This window comes from Amycolatopsis rhabdoformis (assembly GCF_035918295.1).
Lineage (GTDB): Bacteria > Actinomycetota > Actinomycetes > Mycobacteriales > Pseudonocardiaceae > Amycolatopsis > Amycolatopsis rhabdoformis.
Genome location: NZ_CP142149.1, coordinates 2,543,780 through 2,560,593, shown reverse-complemented (window position 1 = coordinate 2,560,593; position 16,814 = coordinate 2,543,780). Strand labels below are relative to the sequence as shown.

Below are 16,814 nucleotides of genomic sequence, written 5' to 3'. Positions count from 1 at the left end.
TTAGCGCAACGTCGTTCTCTTAACAACACAACAGCGTTGCGGTAAGCTGTGCGAGTGGTCACTTCCGACTTCCAGCGGGCCCGGCGGCCCGAGCACAAGGAGCAGCGCCGCGAGGCGATCCTCGCCGCGGCGCGCCTGCTCGCGACCCGCGACGGCGTGCGGTCGGTGACCCTCGGGGACATCGCCGGCGAGGTCGGCGTGCACAAGTCCGCGCTGCTGCGGTACTTCGAGACGCGCGAGGAGATCTACCTGCACCTCACCGCCGCGGGCTGGCGCGACTGGGCGGCCGCGCTGCACACGGCACTGGACGGGGCCACCGGCGCCTCGACCGCCGAGGTCGCGGGCACACTCGCGCAGTCATTGCACGAGCGGCCGCTGTTCTGCGACCTGCTCGCCCACGCGCCCATGACGCTCGAGCGGCACGTGTCGCTCGAATCGGTGCGGGCGTTCAAGCTCTCGGCGCTGGACGCGGTCGAGGACATCGCCGCGCTGCTGGCGCGGGTACTGCCGGGCCTCGACTCGGTGAGCGGGCGCAACGTCGTGGCCACCGTGACGTCGCTGGGCGCCACGCTCTGGCAGGCTTCGCACCCGCCCGACACGCTCGCGCAGCTCTACCGCGAAGACCCGCGGCTGGGCCACGCCGTCGTGGACTTCACGCCGCGGCTGCGGCTGCTGACCGAGGCCGTACTGGTGGGGCTGCTCGCGTCAGCGGACGACGCGTAACCACAGGTTCGTGGCGAGCGGCGCTTCGGTCGCGGACTTCCGTTCGAGCCGCACGGCCGGCCCGCCGGGGCGGTCGAACAACCGCACGCCTTCGCCGAGCAGCACCGGCAGCACTGACACGAGGACCTCGTCGAGCAGGCCGGCGTCGACGCACGCCCGAGCGACGGTGGCGCCGAGCACGTTCACGTACTTCTCCCCCGCGGCCGCCTTCGCCGCTTCGACGCCGCGGTGCAGGTCGTCGACGAAGGTCACGCCGGGCTTCGGCGCAGCCGGCCGGTGCGTGAGCACGAACTGCGGACCTTCCCAGGCCCCGCCGAAAGCCTTGCCTTCGGCTTCCGTGCCGCGGTAGGGATCGTCACCGCCGTAGGTGCGCCGGCCGACGAGCAGCGCGCCGATCTCGGGCACGAGCCGGTCGATCTCGGGGTTCGGGCCGAAGAACTCCGCCACCCACTGCATGTCGCCGCCCGGGCCTGCGATGAACCCGTCGAGCGACATCGCCGCCGAGTACAGCAGCTTGGCCATGGTGCACCTCCGAAAGAGCTTCCGTTGTCCCCGGTGTCGACCGGCGCGGGCCCGGAAACTCATCGGTGCACTTTCCTATAGGATCGCGGACCTAGCAAGTGGCGCGAGGAGGACCGGGTGACGGTGGTCGTGAAGGCCGAGGCGTTTCTCGTCGATCTCGCGGTGGAGCAGCCGCGCACCGACGCCGTGCAGGCGTTCCTCAAGCAGGAGACGGTGTTCGTCGAGCTGACCACCGCCGACGGCGGCACCGGGCTCGGCTACTCCTACACCATCGGCACCGGCGGCACGGCCGTGCTCGCGCTGCTGCGCGACCACCTCCTGCCCCGGCTCGCCGGCCAGGACTCACGGCGGATCGAGGCCGTCTGGCACGACCTGTTCGCCTCGACGCGCGCCACCACCGTCGGCGCGATCACCTCGCTGGCACTCGCGGCCGTCGACACCGCGCTGTGGGACCTCAAGTGCCGGCGCGCGGACGAGCCGCTGTGGCGCGTGGCCGGCGGGTTCGCCCCGCGTGTGCCGCTCTACGACACGGAAGGCGGCTGGCTGCACCTGAGCACCGACGAGCTCGTCGCGGGCGCCCGCAGTTCGGCGGCCGCGGGCTGGGGCGGGGTGAAGGTGAAGGTCGGCAAACCCACGGCGCACGAGGACCTCGAACGGCTCACCGCCGTGCGCGAGGCCGTCGGGCCGCGGTTCGACCTGATGGTGGACGCCAACCAGTCGCTCACCGCCGCCGAGGCGATCCGGCGGGCCCGGGCGTTCGAGCCGCTGGACCTGTTCTGGTTCGAGGAGCCGCTGCCCGCCGACGACGTCTCCGGCCACGCCCGGCTCGCCGCGGCCACGCCGATTCCCGTGGCCGTGGGCGAATCGCTGTACTCGCCTGCCCAGTTCCGCGACTACCTCCACCGCGAGGCGGCCTCGGTCGTGCAGGTGGACGTCGCCCGGGTCGGCGGGATCACGCCGTGGCTGAAGGTGGCGCACCTCGCGGAGGCGTTCGACGTGCAGGTCTGCCCGCACTTCCTGATGGAACTGCACGTGAGCCTCACGGCCGCGATCCCCAACGGCCGCTACGTGGAGCACATCCCGCAACTGCGCGCGATCACCACCGCCGAGATGACCGTGGCGGACGGGCACGCCGTCGCCCCGGACGCGCCCGGCCTCGGCATCCCGTGGAACCGCGACGCGATGGACGACCGGCGCGTGGCCTAGCCGTCCGGTTCAGCCGGCCCGCGAGCACCAGCAGCGCGAGCCCGGCCGCGGGGGCGAGGGCCAGCGCGGCCGAGGCACCCGCCGCGTCCGCGGTTCGGCCGGCGAGCCACGCCGCCGTCGCCGAGCCGGCGGCGCTGGTGGAGTTGTTCCAGGTGAACGCCTGCGTGAGGTGCCGTGGGTCCGCCGACTGTTCGGTGAGGACGTTGAGCAGCACGAGCGTGGGCGGGATCGCGGCCTCGGTGACCACGAGAGCCGCGGCGAGCCAGCACGCGGACGGCGCGAACGGCAGCAGCAGCGCGGCACCGGCGAGGCACCCGGTGGCCCTGACCAGCTGACGCGTCGGCGGCGCGGCGGGCCGGCGCAGACCGTAGGCCCAGCCGGAAAGCAGCCCGCTGACACTCCCGGCGGCGACGATCGGCGCGGCCGGGGTGGCGTGCGCGGCGGCGAAGGAGGCCACCGCGACCGGAAGCGTGCCGAAGTACCCGCCGAGGGCCAGGTTCGCGGCGGCGAGCCGGAAGTCGGGGCGAAACCGTCCTTTGTGGACGCTTGCGCGGTGGGCCGGCGGTGCCGTCCGGCGCTGGACGGCGAGCGCCGCCCCACCGCCGAGGACAAGAGTCGCGGCGAGCGCCGTGGCCGGTGTCGTGGCACCGGCCGCACCGAGCGAGGTGACCAGGACCGGCCCGAGCAGGAACGCGCCGGCGTTGGCCAGCGACTCCAACGAAAACGCGGTGGCCAGCTCGCCGGCGCGGCTGCCTCGCAACAGCCGCGCCCAGCGCGCCCCCGCCAGCACGCCGAGCTGCGGCACCACCGCACCCGCGCCCGCGGCGGCGCCGATCTGCCCGGCGGCCGTGGTGGCCACGAGCACGCCGGCGATCGCGCCACCGTGGGCGAGCAGGCACAGCGGCAGCACGCGGGTCTGGCCGAACCGATCGATCAGCCGCGCCACCTGCGGGCCGCCCAGCGCCTCGGCGAGCGCGAACGCCCCGGCCGCGAGGCCCGCGGTCGCGTAGCCGCCGGTGCGCGCGTGCAGCAGCCACACGAGCCCGAGACCGGTCATCGCGACCCCGACCCGCCCGAGCGCCGCGGCCACGAAAAACGCCGCCGCTCCGGGAGTGCGCAACAACGCTCGACAACCGGTGCCCGCGGGCCGCATGGAGGTGTCCTTCACCGCCACCCGACGGGGCGAGCCACCCGGAGCCGCCGTCGCCGGCGAGGTGCCCGTGGCTCACCGGAGGACGTCCAGACCACGACCGGACCACCGCGCCCGCGCCGTCGCCCTCGTCACCGGGGGGGGGAAACCGTGCCCGGACCGAGGCGGGCCCGAACGACTGCCGGTGACCGTAGCAGGTTCCGCGAGGATCAGCCGGAACAACCGGGAACGCCGTCTCGCGCAGACCCGGCCCTCGCCGGCGCTGTCCTCGGAACGTTCGCGCCGCTGTTACGTCCCGGTCCGCGCTGGGCAGTTGAGCTCAACCGGCATTCGCGGCCGAGACCGGCGAACCGGGTCAGTCCACTTCGGACTGACCGGCCCCGGCTTCGTACGCCGCCCGCAACCGCACGCGCGACCGCGCCAGGTGCGTCCGCATCGCCGCCTGCGCCGCGGGGCCGTCGTGGGCGGCGACCGCGTCGACGACGGCCTGGTGTTCACGGGTCGTGGTGGCGGCGATGCCGACGCGGAAGTAGAGGCGGTAGCCGTGGGTGTGGGCGTGGAGACGGGCGAGGGCGTCGGCGATGAGGGGGTTGCCGGAGGCCTCCGCGAGGACGCGGTGCAGGCGCGCGTCGAGGACGGCGAAGTCGCGGTAGGCGTGGTAGTCGTCGGCGGCGGGGTGGGCGGACATGGCCGCACAGGCGGCCCGCAAGTCGGCCAGCTGGGCCTTCGACGCGCCGGTCGCGGCGAGGCGGGCGGCCTCGGGTTCCAGCAGGTCGCGCACGTCGAAGAGGTGCTCGAGCCGAGCCTCGTCGAGCACGGGCGCCACGATGTAACCGGCGTTGGGCCGGGTCGCGACGAGGCCGTCGGACTCGAGTTTCGTGAGGGCCTCGCGCACCGGCGTGGGCGAAACGGCGAGGCGGCGCGCGATGCCGTCGATCGACAGGCGGCTGCCGGGCGCGACGTCGAGGTCCATGAGCATCGCCTTGAGCGCCTCGTACACGCTGTCGCGCAGGATGGTGCGCGGCGGCAGGGCCAGCGCGGGCAGTTCGACCGCAGGGTTCTTCCGTCGCGCCACCCGCGAAAGCGTAGTCCGCCCGCGGCGCGCGGCCTCAGCGGCGCGCCAGCCTCCGGTTCACGGCGGTGTGGCAGCCGAGGCACGCGGGCACCGCGCGCACGCCCGTGTCGGACGCCAGCGTGACCGTGGCGCCCGGCACGGCGAGCTCGTCGCACACCGAATGGTGATGTCCCAGTACCGAGCACACGCACCGGCACAACTGGACGGTGTACCTCGCTTCGTCGGCCATCGGAGCCCTCCTCCCGGAAATCCCCAGCAGCGCAGTGATAGCGCCTCGGCCGCGGCGACTGCCGTAGCGGCTGTGAGAGGAAGGTCGCGAAGGGCACGGTTCGTGCGCGGACGTCAGCTTTCCCGCGTCGGCACCGCGGGCACCGCCGGCACTGCCGCCTGTCCAGCGCCGGGCACCGGCGGCAGCCCGGCCCGGATCTGCCGGTACAGCCGCGGTCCCGGCGAAGCGAGCGCCGGCGCCGGGCGCAGCTCGACGGACCCGGTGGCCGTGAGATCACGCAGCACCAGATAGAGGTGGCTCAACGCCCGCAGCACCGGATCCTTCGCCCGGTCCCCCGGCGCCGCCGGCGTGTAGGCGAACAACGCCACGTCCGCGCTCGCCAGCGGACCGCGCACGGCCGTGGCCGGCTCGCCGACCGGCGACAGCGCCAGCTCCTCCACCGCCGCCGCGAGCGCCGTACAGGCCGCGACCGGGCCTTCCGGGTGCGAGCTGCACGCGCCTTCCGGCCAGCGCACGGCCACCGACAGCGCGCGGCCGTGCGTGGCCAGCGCCGCATACAGCGAAAGCCGGTGGCGCAGCCGCGGTGAGTCCGTGCCGCCGAGAATCGGCCGGGTCAGGGGCCGCGCGACGAGCGCGAGCTGGTACCGGCGGTGGTCCAAGGCGCGGGCGAGCGCGTCGAAATCGGGCTGCGGATCGGCCGCCTTGCCGTGTTCCAGCCGGTCGGCCGCGGCCTTGAGGATGTCACCGAGGGCGGCCAGCAGGTTGTTGCGCGCGTTGCGCACGGTGTCGCGGGTGGACAGCGGGATCACCAGCACCGCCACGAGCAGCCCCGCCACCGCACCGGCCGCGGTCTCCTCGAGCCGGAGCACCAGCAGGCCCGCGGAGAACTCGTTGAGCACGCTGTAGAGCTGCCCGACCATGATCGTGACGAAGAAGATCATGTAGGCGTAGGAGATCTGGATCAGGTAGAAGCCGAAGAACATGGCGCCGCAGATCGTGACCAGCACCGCGGCCGTGTTGCCCGCGGTGAGCTCGGCGAACCCGACGGACGCGAGCAGCCCCACCAAGGTGCCGAGGACCCGGTTGAAGCCCTTGATGAACGTCTCGGTGCGCGTGGCCGTGCCGGTGAACATGAAGAACGCCGCCAGCACCGCCCAGTAGTAGCGCGCGTCGGACAGCTCCTTGCCGATGAGGATCGCCAGCGCGCCCGCCAGCGCGCTCTGCACGGCCTGGCGCGTGATGAAGTCCAGGCGCGCCAAGGGGTTCCACTTCGACTGCCGGGCCGGCACGTCGCCGGCCGCGGCGGGTGAGCCGGGCAGGTTGCCGAACGCGAGGCCGACGGCCGGCTCGAAGTCGTCCACCGGTTCCTCGGCGATCTCCTCCGGCCTCGGCGCGGCGTCGAACACCGCCACCACTTCGAGGGCGGCCGCGGCGAAGTGCCGCGCGGGCCACCAGGCGCCCGTGGCCCCGCCGGCCTGCTCGGCCAGGCCCGCGAGCCGGTAGGCGACCTCGCTCGCGCCGCGGTCGTCGCGCCGCGCGAGGCGGTCGGCCACTTCCGCGGCCAGCACGGTGAGGCCCGAACCACTGCGCAGCAACGAGTCCGCGGCCGTGGCGAGCTGGTCGAGCAGGTGGTGCGCGTCCACCATCTGGCGCCGCAGCGAAGCCGCCGAGCGCCCGCGGGGCACCGCGCCGGGTTGCGCCGACCAGCCCTCGACCATCAGCGCCGTGTCCCCGAGCCGGGCCTGCCGCCGTTGCAACCGGCGCCGCAGCCGCGCCTCCTGCGCCGGGTCGCGGTTGGCCAGCAGATCGGCGCACGCGCGGGTGACCGAACGGCCGCGCGCGTCGAAGGCGCGCAGCACCCGGCGCAGCGTTTTCGTGGTGTTGGTGCGCAGCACCGTGAGGAAGAGCAGCAGCAGCCAGACGGTGGCGACGACCACGGCGAGCAGCAGGCCCGGCAGCGTCGCGAAGGTGGCGTGCAGGAACGCCGCGAAGAAGTAGCCCATCCAGCCCATGAAGCCGTAGAAGAAGAACGGGCCACCGAACTTCCGGACATACACCGACAGGAACATCACCACGACGAACACGCCGAGCATCAGGTCGCCGTTGTTGCCGACCAGCACGCCGAGCGTCATGCCGGTGCCGAGCGCCACCGGGAAGAACGCCGCGGTGCGGGTCTTCACCCACGGGCCGCCGTCGCCCAGCGCCATCGAGCCCATCATCCCGACGACCGCGCCGAGCAGCATCGAGGTGAGCGTGCCCATCGCGTCGGCACCCGTGAGCTTCGCCACGAGGTACTCCACGCCCAGGGTGCTGGCCATGCCGATCGTCGCGGACCCGGCGGATCTCAACCGGTTGAGCCCCGGATCGGTCCCGATGACCCTGTCACGCATCTCCCTGGCCGTGGGCAGCACAAAACCCGCCTTCCCGTGCGTTCGGAGTGATCACCGGTATGATACCGATAAATACCGGTGTCATACAGGGGTTTGGAGTACCCAGTGATCGAACCGACTTTCGCGGCCTGCGAGCTGGCGGATCGGCTCGCCGAATCCGGCGACACCCTCGACGTGCTCGAACTGGCCACCGCGGTGTTCGTGCGCAACTCCGAACTGCTGCGGCGGCGCACCGACGCCTACGCCGAACTCGACCAGGCGGAGTACCTGCTGCTGCGCACGTTGGACGAGCTGGGTTCGGCGGACGTCGGCACGCTCGCCGGGGCACTCGGGCTAGACCCGTCCACCGTCGGCAGGCAGGGTTCGGTGATGCTCGGCAAGGGACTCGTGGAGCGCACGCCCTCGGCCGCCGACCGGCGGCGCAGCATCCTCACGCCCACCGAGGAAGGCCGCCACCGCATGCGCGCGACGCAGGCGCGCCGGCGCAACGCGTCCGCCGAGCTGCTCGACGACTGGAGCGAGGACGAACTGCGCTCCTTCGGCTCGCTGCTGAGCCGCTACAACAAGGCCGTGGCCCAGCGCTACCTCACGGCGTCCGAAGAGCGCACGGACTGAGCCTCCTGCTCGGCCAGATCCGCGTGCGTGTCGCGCAGCGCGCGCTTCACGATCTTCCCGCTCGGGTTCTTCGGCAACGCGTCGGTGAAGACCACGTATTTCGGGCATTTGTAGCCCGCGAGGTGCTCGCGGGCGTGGGCGAGCACGGCTTCGGCGGTGAGCTCCACGCCCTCGCGCGGCACGACCGCCGCGGTCACCGCCTCGATCCAGCGCGGGTGCGCCACCCCGAACACGGCGACCTCGGCCACGCCGTCGAGACGGTAGAGGGCTTCTTCGACCTCGCGGCTGGCCACGTTCTCGCCACCGGTCTTGATCATGTCCTTCTTGCGGTCGACCACGGACAGGTACCCCTCCTCGTCGAGCACCCCGAGGTCGCCGGAGTGGAACCAGCCGCCGGCGAACGCCGCCGCGGTCTTCTCCTCGTCCTCGTAGTAGCCCAGCGTGGCGTGCGGGCTGCGGTGCACGATCTCGCCGACCTCGCCGGGCGGCAGCTCCCGGCCCTCCTCGTCGACGATGCGGGTCTCGACGTTGAGCGAGGCCCGGCCCGCCGAGCCCGCCTTCGGCAGCTGCTCGTGCGGGCGCAGGATCGTGGCGAGCGGCGCCATCTCGGTCTGGCCGTAGAAGTTCCAGAACTCGACGCCCGGCAGGCGCCGGGCGAGCTCGCGCAGCACCTCGACCGGCATCGCCGACGCGCCGTAGTACCCCTTGCGCAGGCTGGAGAGGTCGGTGGTGTCGAACGCGGGGTGGCGCAGCAGCGAGATCCACACCGTCGGCGGCGCGAACAGCTTCGTGGCGCGCTCGCGCTCGACCGCGGCCAGCAGCGCGGCCGGGTCCGGGCCGGGCAGGATCACGCTGGTCGCGCCGAGGTACACGTCCACGGAGAAGAAGCAGTCCAGCTGCGCGCAGTGGTAGAGCGGCAGCGAGTGCAGCTCGACGTCGTCGGCGCTCATCCCGCCGTCGATCACGCACGACACGTACTGCGAGATCAGCGAACGGCTCGAGAGCAGCACGCCCTTCGGCCGCGATTCGGTGCCGGAGGTGTACATCAGCCGCAGCGGGTCGTCGTCGGCGACGGGCACCCCGGGGTCGGACTCGTCACCGGGCCCGTCGATCCAGGCATCGGCGCTTTCCCAGCCGCCGTTTTCCCCGTCGCCGGTACCGCCGATCCGGCCGCGCACCACCTCACCGAGCCCGGCGCGCTCCAGCGCTTCGCTGCCAGTGGCGAGCAGTGCGTCTTCCACGACCAGCCCGGACACCCCGGCGTGCTCGAGGATGAAGGCGATCTCACCGGCGCCGAGCATGAAGTTCACCGGCACGAGCACCACGCCGAGGCGCGCCGTCGCGAACACCAGCACCGCGTACTGCAGGCTGTTGTGGCTCAGCAGCGCCAGCCGGTCGCCTTTCGCGAGCCCGCGCTCGGCGAGCCGGTGGGCACAGCGGTTCACGGCCGCGTCGAACTCCGCGAAGGTCAGCCGCCGCGAGCCGTCGACCACCGCGAGCTTGGCCGGGTACCGCGCCGCCGTGCGCCGGAGCAGATCCCCGACGGAGTGCTGACGCGCGTGCTGGATCGCTTCGCCGGTTTCGGCGCTGAACGGGCTCGGCATAGCCCGGAGTTTCATCCACCGCAGCGCGCGACGCAAGCCTGGCGCGCGGCCGCCGTCGGCCAGGCCGAGCGGCACCCGCGGCGCACCGGTTAAGCTCCGTCGGCGCACCTCGGGGGACGAAGAAGTGGACGAGACGGAAGCACCGACGCTCGACCGGCCGGACATCACCGGCCGGCTGCCGCGGTACCGGCTCCTGCGCCAGCTCGCCAAGACCAACATGAGCGAGGTCTTCGAGGCCTACGACGTCGTGGCCCAGCGGCCGGTCGCGCTCAAGGTGGTCGGGCCGGAGTTCATGGCCGAGCCGGGGTTCCGGCAGCGCTTCGAACGCGAGACGCGCATCGCGCTGGCGCTGAACCACCCGCACGTGGTGGCCGCCTACGACGCCGGGTTCTCCGCCGACGGGCACCTCGGCTACCTGGCGATGCAGTTCGTGCTCGGCACGAACCTCGCGCGGCTGATCCACCGGCGCGGTGCGCTCACGTTCGAGCAGACCGTGGCGATCGGCCGCGGCGTCGGCGCCGCCCTCGACGCCGCGCACGCCCGCAACCTGGTGCACCGCGACGTGAAGCCGGGCAACATCCTGCTCGAAGACGCCACCGGCGGCGTGTACCTGTGCGACTTCGGCATCGCCCGCAACCTCGACCTCACGCGCCTGACCGCCACCGGCGGGTTCCTGGGCACGATGAACTACGCGGCACCGGAACAGCGCGAAGGCCGGCCGGTCGGCGGCGCCGCCGACGTGTACGCGCTGGCCTGTGTGCTCTACGAATGCCTCTCCGGCAGTCCGCCGCACCACCACGCCGATTTCGCGCACCCCGGCGTCGCCGCGCTGCGCCGCGCCCTCGACCACGATCCCGCGAAGCGCCATCGCACCTGCGGTGAGCTGGTCGACGACCTCGTGGCCACGACCGCCGCGGCCGAGCGGGCCCGGCGCCGCAAGCGCCGCTGGCAGGTGGCGGGCATCCCGGCCGCCGCACTCGCGGTGGTCGCGCTGCTCGTGCTGTGGTTCACCGCAGGCGGATCACCGGGAACCGCGGACTCGACGCTGGCCCGCGTACCCGCGGCGCTGCGCCAGGACTGTGCCGCGGCGGTCCAGCCCGCACCCGGCGCGAGCGCCACCGTGACGTGCCACGACGCGGCCGGCCAGGCGGCGACCACGGCCCTGTATGCGCGTCCGGCGCAGGTCACGGCGGCCTACGCCGACGCCGTGACGCGCGCCGGCGTCGACCCGAACCAGGGTGACTGCGCCACCGCGACGGGTGGTGAGCACCGGTACCCCGCGACCGGGCCGGCGCGCGGACGAGTTCTGTGCGAGGACCGCGACGGCACCGCCACCGTGGTCTGGACCGACGACGAGGCCCGCACCGTGACACGAGCCGAGGCCCCCGACGACGCGGCCCTGCGCAAGGCCTGGGCCGGCTGGACGAACTGGGCGCCGGCGACGTTCCCGACCCCGGACGAACTCGCGGTGCTCGACGTCGCCGCGGGTTCCGGGTGCGTGCGCGCGGCGCCCGCGGACCTCGACGCGTATCCCGGCGCCGTCGCCGGTGTCACCTGCACGCCGCAGGGCACGGGCGCGCGCCAGGTGTCCTACTTCCGGTTCGCCGGCGTCCCGGCGCTGCGCACGGCGTTCGCCGGCCTGGTGAGCGCCGCGAAGGCGCCGAGCGGCAGCGGGTGCCCCGGCGCGCCGTTCCTCGGCACGACGCGGTTCGACTGGCTGAGCGTGGACCTCGGGCAGGTGCTGTGCCACCCCGGGCCCGGGGGCACGGTCGCGATGGACTGGAGCCTCGAGGCGTTCTCGATGATCGGCCACGTGACCGGGGCTTCGGGCGACGCGGTCGGCGGCTGGTGGTCGCAGTGGCACCTCGCGCCGCTGAGCCGGATCGTGAGCGAGGTGAACGGTCACGCCGCTCCGGCGTTCCCGACCGCGGTCGAAACCGCGCTGCTGCAGCACATTCCGCAGCAGTCGCGGCTCAACTGCGTGCGCCCCTCGGCGGACCAGAAGTGGCAGGACCTCGGCGCGGTGACCGCGGTCGCGGCCGTCGCGTGTGGACGGACGAGCGGCGCCGGGCTGGTGGTCTACTACCAGCTGCCCGACGCCGCGACGATGCGCCAGGTGTTCAACAGCACCGGCACCAGCGACGCCGCGTGCACGAGCGCGCCCAAGGACTTCTCCGGCGACCGGCCCTACACGCGGGACGGGCGTTCGGGCCGGCTCGCCTGTGCCACCGAGCAACCCGGCGGCGAGCGCGTGCTCAAGTGGACGGACGACGCCACGAACATCGAGACGATCGCCCACCGCGGCAACGATCCGTTCGCGCTCATCGACTGGTGGACCCACGACGCGGGCCCGGTCTGAACAGTCCTCCCGGGCAGGCCGGGCGAGCCGAGTGGCTCAGCCCTGCACGGTCCCGCCGACGGACGCGCTGCCGCTGATGTGCGAGCCGGGTGACCCCGCGCTGCCGGCGCCAGTGTGGATGCCTTCCTTTCCGTCGACGATCGAGAACATGTCGACCGTGCCTTTCGTGCCGCCTGCGTAGGAGATCTCGAGCGTCCACTGGTGCGGTTTGCCGTCGGCCGGCACGGTGAGCGACTGCCGCCACGGCAGTTTCACGGCGCCGGTCTGCTTCTCCTCGCCGTCGAGCGTGTACTTGATCTGGGTGAGCTGGCCCTCGCCCGTCGCGTTGAGTACGAGCGTGTGGGGCTCGCGGTCGGGCACGGAGGCGGAAGTCGAGGGCGGCGCGGGTGCCGACGGGGACGGCGCAGCGGCGGAGCTCGACGGCTGCGACGCCGCGGGCGCCGAGTCGCTGCCGCACGCGGTGAGGGCAGCGAGCAGCGCCGCGGCGGCCACGGGGGCGGCGGCGACCCGGGCAGTGGTGCGAAGATCCATGCGCGCACCGTACCGGCCGGCCACGGGACCGGTCCCCGATTCGAAAGGACCCGAGGTGACCTCATCCCCCAGCGGTGACCACGACGGCGACGACGTGCCCGGCGCGGTGGTGGTGCGTGGCCTGGCGGGCACGGCCGCGGTGCGGCCGGCCGAGTACGCGCGGCTGCCGTTCGGCCGCCGGCCGGGCCCGGGCGGGGTCACGGTGGGCGAGGACGATCCGCGCGTGAGCCGGGAACACGGAGCGCTCACCTACCGGCGGGGCTGGTGGCTGCTCAGCAACTCCGGCCACACGCCGATCGAGTTCTCCCCCACCCGCCTCCTGCACGCCGACGACGAACCCGAGCCGCTGGCGCCCGGCGTGACCACGCTGCTCGTGGTGGGTTCCGGCGGGCGCAAGCACCCGCTCGAGGTCCGCGTGAACGCCCCCGACCACCAGCGGCCGATGCCCGTGACCGGCCCGACCCTGCCCGGCCGGCAGTGGCCGCTCACCGACGCCCAGCGGCTGGTTCTCACCGTGCTCGGCCAGCAGTACCTGCGCCGCGAGCACCGGCCGCAGCCCATGAGCCGCGGCCACGTCGCCGAGATCACCGCCGCGCTCGACCCCGGCGGCGAGTGGGACGTGAAGAAGGTCGACCGCGTGGTCGCCGCCGTGCGCGAGCGGCTCTCGGCCCAGGGCGTGCGCGGGCTCAAGCGCACCGAGGTGCCGGAGCCGATCGGCAATTCGCTCAACCACAACCTGCTGACCGAGCTCGCGATCACCACCAACTCCCTGACCCGCGCCGACCTCGACGTGCTCGACCACCTCGACTAGCCGCCCGCGGCGCCCCGATTTCGTGGTGGTTGCGCCCCGCGCACCGAATGCCGCATTCGATGCGAACGCCACCATCGGGGCCGGCGTACACGGGTGGCGGAGCGCCTGGTGGTGGAGGGCCCGGGGGTGAGGTGCGCGGTGGTGCGCCACACCGTCCACTGTGGTCCTGCGCACGACGGCGCCCCGGACCACTACGATGCAGGCGACCCGACAGGAGCGTGATCCGATGCCCGACGACGCCACCCCCGCCGACGGCGGCGATTCGCTCACCCAGCGGATCACCGGCCGGCTCGCCGGGATGTCGCGGGCCGAGCGCGCCGTCGCCGAGTACCTGCGCCACCACGCGCGCGAGGCGATCTTCGCCACCGCCGAGCAGATCGGCCAGGCCACGGGCACGAGCGACGCCACGGTGGTCCGCACCGCCAAGACGCTCGGCTACACCGGCCTGGCCGACATGCGCCAGCACCTGGCCCAGCAGGTGGTGACCGAGACCAGCCCGTCGATCGAGCTGCGTCACCGCCAGGTCGGCGAGGTGTCCGGGCAGCCGACCTCCGTGCTCGAGCGCGTGTTCACCGAGGCGACCGAGCGGCTGGCCGAGACCTGGCGTCTCGTGTCGGAGGACGACTTCGAGAAGGCCGTGGACCTGCTGGACGGCGCGCGCGAGGTGCTCGCCTTCGGCATCGGCCCCTCGAGCTTCCTCGCCGGGTACGTCGCGCTGCGGCTGGGCCGTATGGGCCGGCGCGCCCGCGCCAGCGGCGCCACCGGCTTCCGCCTCGCCGACGACCTGCTGAGCCTCGACAAGGGCGACGTGGTCGTGCTCTTCCTGCCGAGCCGGCTGCTGGGCGACATCGAGGTGCTGCTCGACCGCACGCGCGAGGTCGGCGCCCACACGCTGCTGGTCACCGACTCGCTCGCGCCGGTGTTCGGCGACCGCGTGGCCGTGGCGCTGCAGGCCACGCACTCCCCCAGCAACTTCACCGGCGAGATGCTCAGCGCCGAGGTGCTGGCCGACGCACTGCTGCTCGGGCTGGCCTCGCGCGACGAGGACCACGCCAACCAGACCTCCGAGCTGCTCACCACCCTGCGGTCCCGGCTCATCCAGGGCGACAGCCGCGACTACGTGCCGCGGCGCAAGTCGGGCAACCCCCGCAAGGGCTGACCCCGCGCCCGGAATGTCCGGCGTTCACGACCGCCGCACACGCATTTGTACGGCGCGTGTACCGCCTGCGGCGAACCTGGTTCCCACACCCACTGGGGATCAGGAGGACCGAGGATGAAGATCGCGAAACGCACGCTGGGCCTGGTCGCGTTCGCCGCGGCGATCACGCTGTCCGGCGTCGCGCCCGCACTGGCCGCCACCGCCAACGGCACCGTGCACACCGACTCCGGCGCACCGCTCACCGTGCGGTCGGCGCCCGGCACCGGCGCGAGCTCCGTCGGCACGATCGCCGACGGCACCGCCGTGGTCATCGACTGCCAGACCACCGGCGACACCGTGACCGGCAAGTACGGCACCAGCAACGTCTGGGACCACGTGGCCGCGAGCAACGGCTACGTGACCGACACCTACGTCTACACCGGCTCCGACGGCCGCATCGCGCCCGACTGCACCGGCGTGCCCAACCCGCCGCAGAGCACCTGCTCCACCACGGGCCTCGGCGACGCCAAGACCTGCGCGCAGGCCGTGGCCTACGCGAAGACCCGCGTGCACACCAACAACGTCGCGTCCTACGACGGCTGGTGCGACCGCATCAACGCCCAGAACTACGGCTTCTCCGCCAGCGGTTCCGAAACGGCGTACGTGCACTGGACGCAGATCCCCGCGCAGTACAAGCACGCCGGTGACCAGAACGTGCCGGCCGGCGGCCTCGCCTTCTTCTCCAACGGCGGCGCGGGCCACACCATGATCTCGATCGGCGGCGGCCAGTTCCTCTCGAACGACATCCACGGCGCCGGCACCTACACCCAGACCACCATCTCCGAGATCAAGAGCTCGTGGGGCCAGACCTACCTCGGCTGGTCGCAGCCGTGGTTCAAGGTCAACCACTGACCTCGGCACCGACCTTCCCGGGGAGCGCACCACGGCCCCGCCCGGCACCGTCCGGGCGGGGCCGTCCCGCGGGTCAACCCCTTGGCAGCATGGGATTTTCCCGGTGTCCGGGACCGCGCCGGGCGTGCCATCGTCGCCGGCAGGCACTTCACCGGCGAAGGGAACCCCGGCCATGACCCTCGACTCCGAGTCCGCGGCGCTGTTCGACCACGTGGTGCGCCGCAACCCCGCCGAGGACGAGTTCCACCAGGCGGTGTTCGAGGTGCTCGAAGCCATCCAGCCCGCCTTGCGCCGCGATCCGGGCCTGCGTGACGCCGCGTTGCTGGAGCGGCTGTGCGAGCCCGAGCGCCAGGTGCTCTTCCGCGTGGTCTGGACCGACGACGCCGGGCGCGCGCACGTGAACCGCGGCTTCCGCGTGGGCTTCAGCTCGGCGCTCGGGCCCTACAAGGGCGGGCTGCGGTTCCACCGCGACGTCTCGCTCGGCACGGTCAAGTTCCTGGCGTTCGAGCAGATCTTCAAGAACGCGCTCACCGGGCTCGGCCTCGGGGCCGGCAAGGGCGGTGCCGACTTCGACCCCGCCGGGCGGTCCGACGCCGAGATCATGCGGTTCTGCCAGGCGTTCATGACCGAGCTGCACCGCCACCTCGGCCCGAACACCGACGTGCCCGCCGGCGACATCGGGGTCGGCGGCCGCGAGGTCGGGTACCTGTTCGGCCAGTACAAACGCCTCACGAACCGCTTCGACGCCGGCACGCTCACCGGCAAGCCCCCGCTGCTCGGTGGCAGCCTCGCCCGTCCCGAGGCCACCGGCTACGGCACGGTCTACTTCCTCGACTCCGTGCTCGCCGCCGGCGGGGCCACGCTCGCCGACCGCACGGCCGCCGTGTCAGGGTCCGGCAACGTCGCCTTCCACGCGATCGCCAAGCTGCGCGAGCTCGGCGCCAAGCCCGTGACCTGCTCGGACTCCGGCGGCTTCGTGCACGACCCGGCCGGCGTCGACCTCGACGTGCTGCACGAGGTGAAGAACGTCCGCCGGCAGCGCCTGGCCGCCTACGTCGAGCACGTGCCCTCGGCGCGCTACTTCCCCGGCGAGACGCCGTGGGCCGTGCCGTGCGACGTCGCGTTGCCGTGCGCCACCCAGAACGAGCTCGACGAGCAGGCCGCGCTCACGTTGGCCAAGAACGGTGTGCTCGCCGTCGCCGAGGGCGCGAACATGCCGTGCACCCCCGCGGCCGTGCGCGTGTTCCGCGAGGCGGGCATCGCGCTCGCGCCGGGCAAGGCCGCCAACGCGGGAGGGGTCGCAACCTCGGCGTTCGAGATGCAGCAGAACGCGGCCCGGGACCGCTGGACGTTCGAGCACACCGACCGGCGGCTCAAGGAGACCATGGCGGCCATCCACGAGGCCTGCCTGAGCACCGCGGACGAGCACGGGATGCCGGGCGACTACGTGACCGGCGCGGCGATCGCGGGCTTCCGCATTGTCGCCGAGGCGATGTCCGGCCTCGGGCTCGTCTGACCCGCCCGGCCGGCCCCGGAACCACCCGCACCG

Annotated in this window: 15 protein-coding genes; 8 read left to right on the top strand and 7 right to left on the bottom strand. The window is 73.2% G+C overall.

All coding sequences use genetic code 11. The annotated features are described in order from the left end of the window. Positions 1-54: 54 nt before the first annotated feature. Complete coding sequence (locus VSH64_RS11995; protein ID WP_326835633.1) at positions 55-723, top strand: TetR/AcrR family transcriptional regulator; 669 nt, start codon at positions 55-57, stop codon at positions 721-723. On the opposite strand, the gene VSH64_RS11990 is transcribed toward VSH64_RS11995, so the two are convergent. Further along, complete coding sequence (locus VSH64_RS11990) at positions 706-1,245, bottom strand: dihydrofolate reductase family protein (RefSeq protein WP_326835632.1); 540 nt, start codon at positions 1,243-1,245, stop codon at positions 706-708. The genes VSH64_RS11995 and VSH64_RS11990 overlap by 18 nt on opposite strands. 117 nt (positions 1,246-1,362) lie before the next feature. Here VSH64_RS11990 and VSH64_RS11985 point away from each other — a divergent pair, with 117 nt between their 5' ends. After that, the gene (locus VSH64_RS11985) at positions 1,363-2,451 is read left to right on the top strand and encodes a mandelate racemase/muconate lactonizing enzyme family protein (RefSeq protein ID WP_326835631.1); all 1,089 of its coding nucleotides are present in this window, start codon (positions 1,363-1,365) and stop codon (positions 2,449-2,451) included. On the opposite strand, the gene VSH64_RS11980 is transcribed toward VSH64_RS11985, so the two are convergent. The 4 genes from VSH64_RS11980 to VSH64_RS11965 form a co-directional block, all read right to left on the bottom strand. Beyond that, entirely contained in the window at positions 2,342-3,571 is a 1,230-nt protein-coding gene (locus VSH64_RS11980) for an MFS transporter (RefSeq protein WP_326835630.1), read from the bottom strand. The two genes, VSH64_RS11985 and VSH64_RS11980, sit on opposite strands and share 110 nt — an antisense overlap. Positions 3,572-3,956: 385 nt before the next feature. Continuing rightward, positions 3,957-4,676, bottom strand: coding sequence for a GntR family transcriptional regulator (locus VSH64_RS11975; RefSeq protein WP_326835629.1), 720 nt, complete (start codon positions 4,674-4,676; stop codon positions 3,957-3,959). Positions 4,677-4,710: 34 nt separating this feature from the next. Continuing rightward, positions 4,711-4,905, bottom strand: coding sequence for a hypothetical protein (locus VSH64_RS11970; protein WP_326835628.1), 195 nt, complete (start codon positions 4,903-4,905; stop codon positions 4,711-4,713). A gap of 113 nt (positions 4,906-5,018) precedes the next feature. Next, on the bottom strand, positions 5,019-7,223 hold the full coding sequence (locus VSH64_RS11965) for an FUSC family protein (RefSeq protein WP_326835627.1): 2,205 nt from the start codon (positions 7,221-7,223) through the stop codon (positions 5,019-5,021). Positions 7,224-7,400: 177 nt separating this feature from the next. On the opposite strand from VSH64_RS11965, the gene VSH64_RS11960 reads away from it, so the two are divergent. Continuing rightward, entirely contained in the window at positions 7,401-7,910 is a 510-nt protein-coding gene (locus tag VSH64_RS11960; RefSeq protein ID WP_326835626.1) for a MarR family winged helix-turn-helix transcriptional regulator, read from the top strand. On the opposite strand, the gene VSH64_RS11955 is transcribed toward VSH64_RS11960, so the two are convergent. Further along, positions 7,877-9,514 carry an acyl-CoA synthetase gene (locus VSH64_RS11955; RefSeq protein ID WP_326835625.1) on the bottom strand — a complete coding sequence of 546 codons (1,638 nt, stop codon included), beginning with the start codon at positions 9,512-9,514 and terminating at the stop codon, positions 7,877-7,879. The two genes, VSH64_RS11960 and VSH64_RS11955, sit on opposite strands and share 34 nt — an antisense overlap. 124 nt (positions 9,515-9,638) lie before the next feature. Here VSH64_RS11955 and VSH64_RS11950 point away from each other — a divergent pair, with 124 nt between their 5' ends. Then, positions 9,639-11,873: a serine/threonine-protein kinase gene (locus VSH64_RS11950; protein WP_326835624.1), complete on the top strand. Its 2,235-nt coding sequence runs from the start codon at positions 9,639-9,641 to the stop codon at positions 11,871-11,873. Positions 11,874-11,909: 36 nt separating this feature from the next. On the opposite strand, the gene VSH64_RS11945 is transcribed toward VSH64_RS11950, so the two are convergent. Then, entirely contained in the window at positions 11,910-12,404 is a 495-nt protein-coding gene (locus VSH64_RS11945) for a hypothetical protein (RefSeq protein ID WP_326835623.1), read from the bottom strand. Between the two features lie 55 nt (positions 12,405-12,459). Between VSH64_RS11945 and VSH64_RS11940 the strand changes: the two genes are divergently transcribed. The 4 genes from VSH64_RS11940 (at position 12,460) to gdhA (ending at position 16,781) form a co-directional block, all read left to right on the top strand. After that, the gene (locus tag VSH64_RS11940; RefSeq protein ID WP_326835622.1) at positions 12,460-13,215 is read left to right on the top strand and encodes an FHA domain-containing protein; all 756 of its coding nucleotides are present in this window, start codon (positions 12,460-12,462) and stop codon (positions 13,213-13,215) included. Positions 13,216-13,441: 226 nt separating this feature from the next. Further along, complete coding sequence (locus VSH64_RS11935; protein ID WP_326835621.1) at positions 13,442-14,374, top strand: MurR/RpiR family transcriptional regulator; 933 nt, start codon at positions 13,442-13,444, stop codon at positions 14,372-14,374. Between the two features lie 114 nt (positions 14,375-14,488). Beyond that, complete coding sequence (locus tag VSH64_RS11930) at positions 14,489-15,265, top strand: hypothetical protein (protein WP_326835620.1); 777 nt, start codon at positions 14,489-14,491, stop codon at positions 15,263-15,265. Between the two features lie 172 nt (positions 15,266-15,437). Next, positions 15,438-16,781: an NADP-specific glutamate dehydrogenase gene (gene gdhA / locus VSH64_RS11925; protein WP_326835619.1), complete on the top strand. Its 1,344-nt coding sequence runs from the start codon at positions 15,438-15,440 to the stop codon at positions 16,779-16,781. Positions 16,782-16,814 lie beyond the last annotated feature (33 nt).

Excerpts from the sequence above, each read along its gene's own strand:
- VSH64_RS11970 (WP_326835628.1), bottom strand. The coding sequence starts at position 4,905 with ATGGCCGACGAAGCGAGGTACACCGTCCAGTTGTGCCGGTGCGTGTGC.
- VSH64_RS11935 (WP_326835621.1), top strand. The coding sequence starts at position 13,442 with ATGCCCGACGACGCCACCCCCGCCGACGGCGGCGATTCGCTCACCCAG.
- VSH64_RS11990 (WP_326835632.1), bottom strand. The coding sequence starts at position 1,245 with ATGGCCAAGCTGCTGTACTCGGCGGCGATGTCGCTCGACGGGTTCATC.
- VSH64_RS11945 (WP_326835623.1), bottom strand. The coding sequence starts at position 12,404 with ATGGATCTTCGCACCACTGCCCGGGTCGCCGCCGCCCCCGTGGCCGCC.
- gdhA (WP_326835619.1), top strand. The coding sequence starts at position 15,438 with ATGACCCTCGACTCCGAGTCCGCGGCGCTGTTCGACCACGTGGTGCGC.
- VSH64_RS11930 (WP_326835620.1), top strand. The coding sequence starts at position 14,489 with ATGAAGATCGCGAAACGCACGCTGGGCCTGGTCGCGTTCGCCGCGGCG.
- VSH64_RS11955 (WP_326835625.1), bottom strand. The coding sequence starts at position 9,514 with ATGCCGAGCCCGTTCAGCGCCGAAACCGGCGAAGCGATCCAGCACGCG.
- VSH64_RS11965 (WP_326835627.1), bottom strand. The coding sequence starts at position 7,223 with ATGGCCAGCACCCTGGGCGTGGAGTACCTCGTGGCGAAGCTCACGGGT.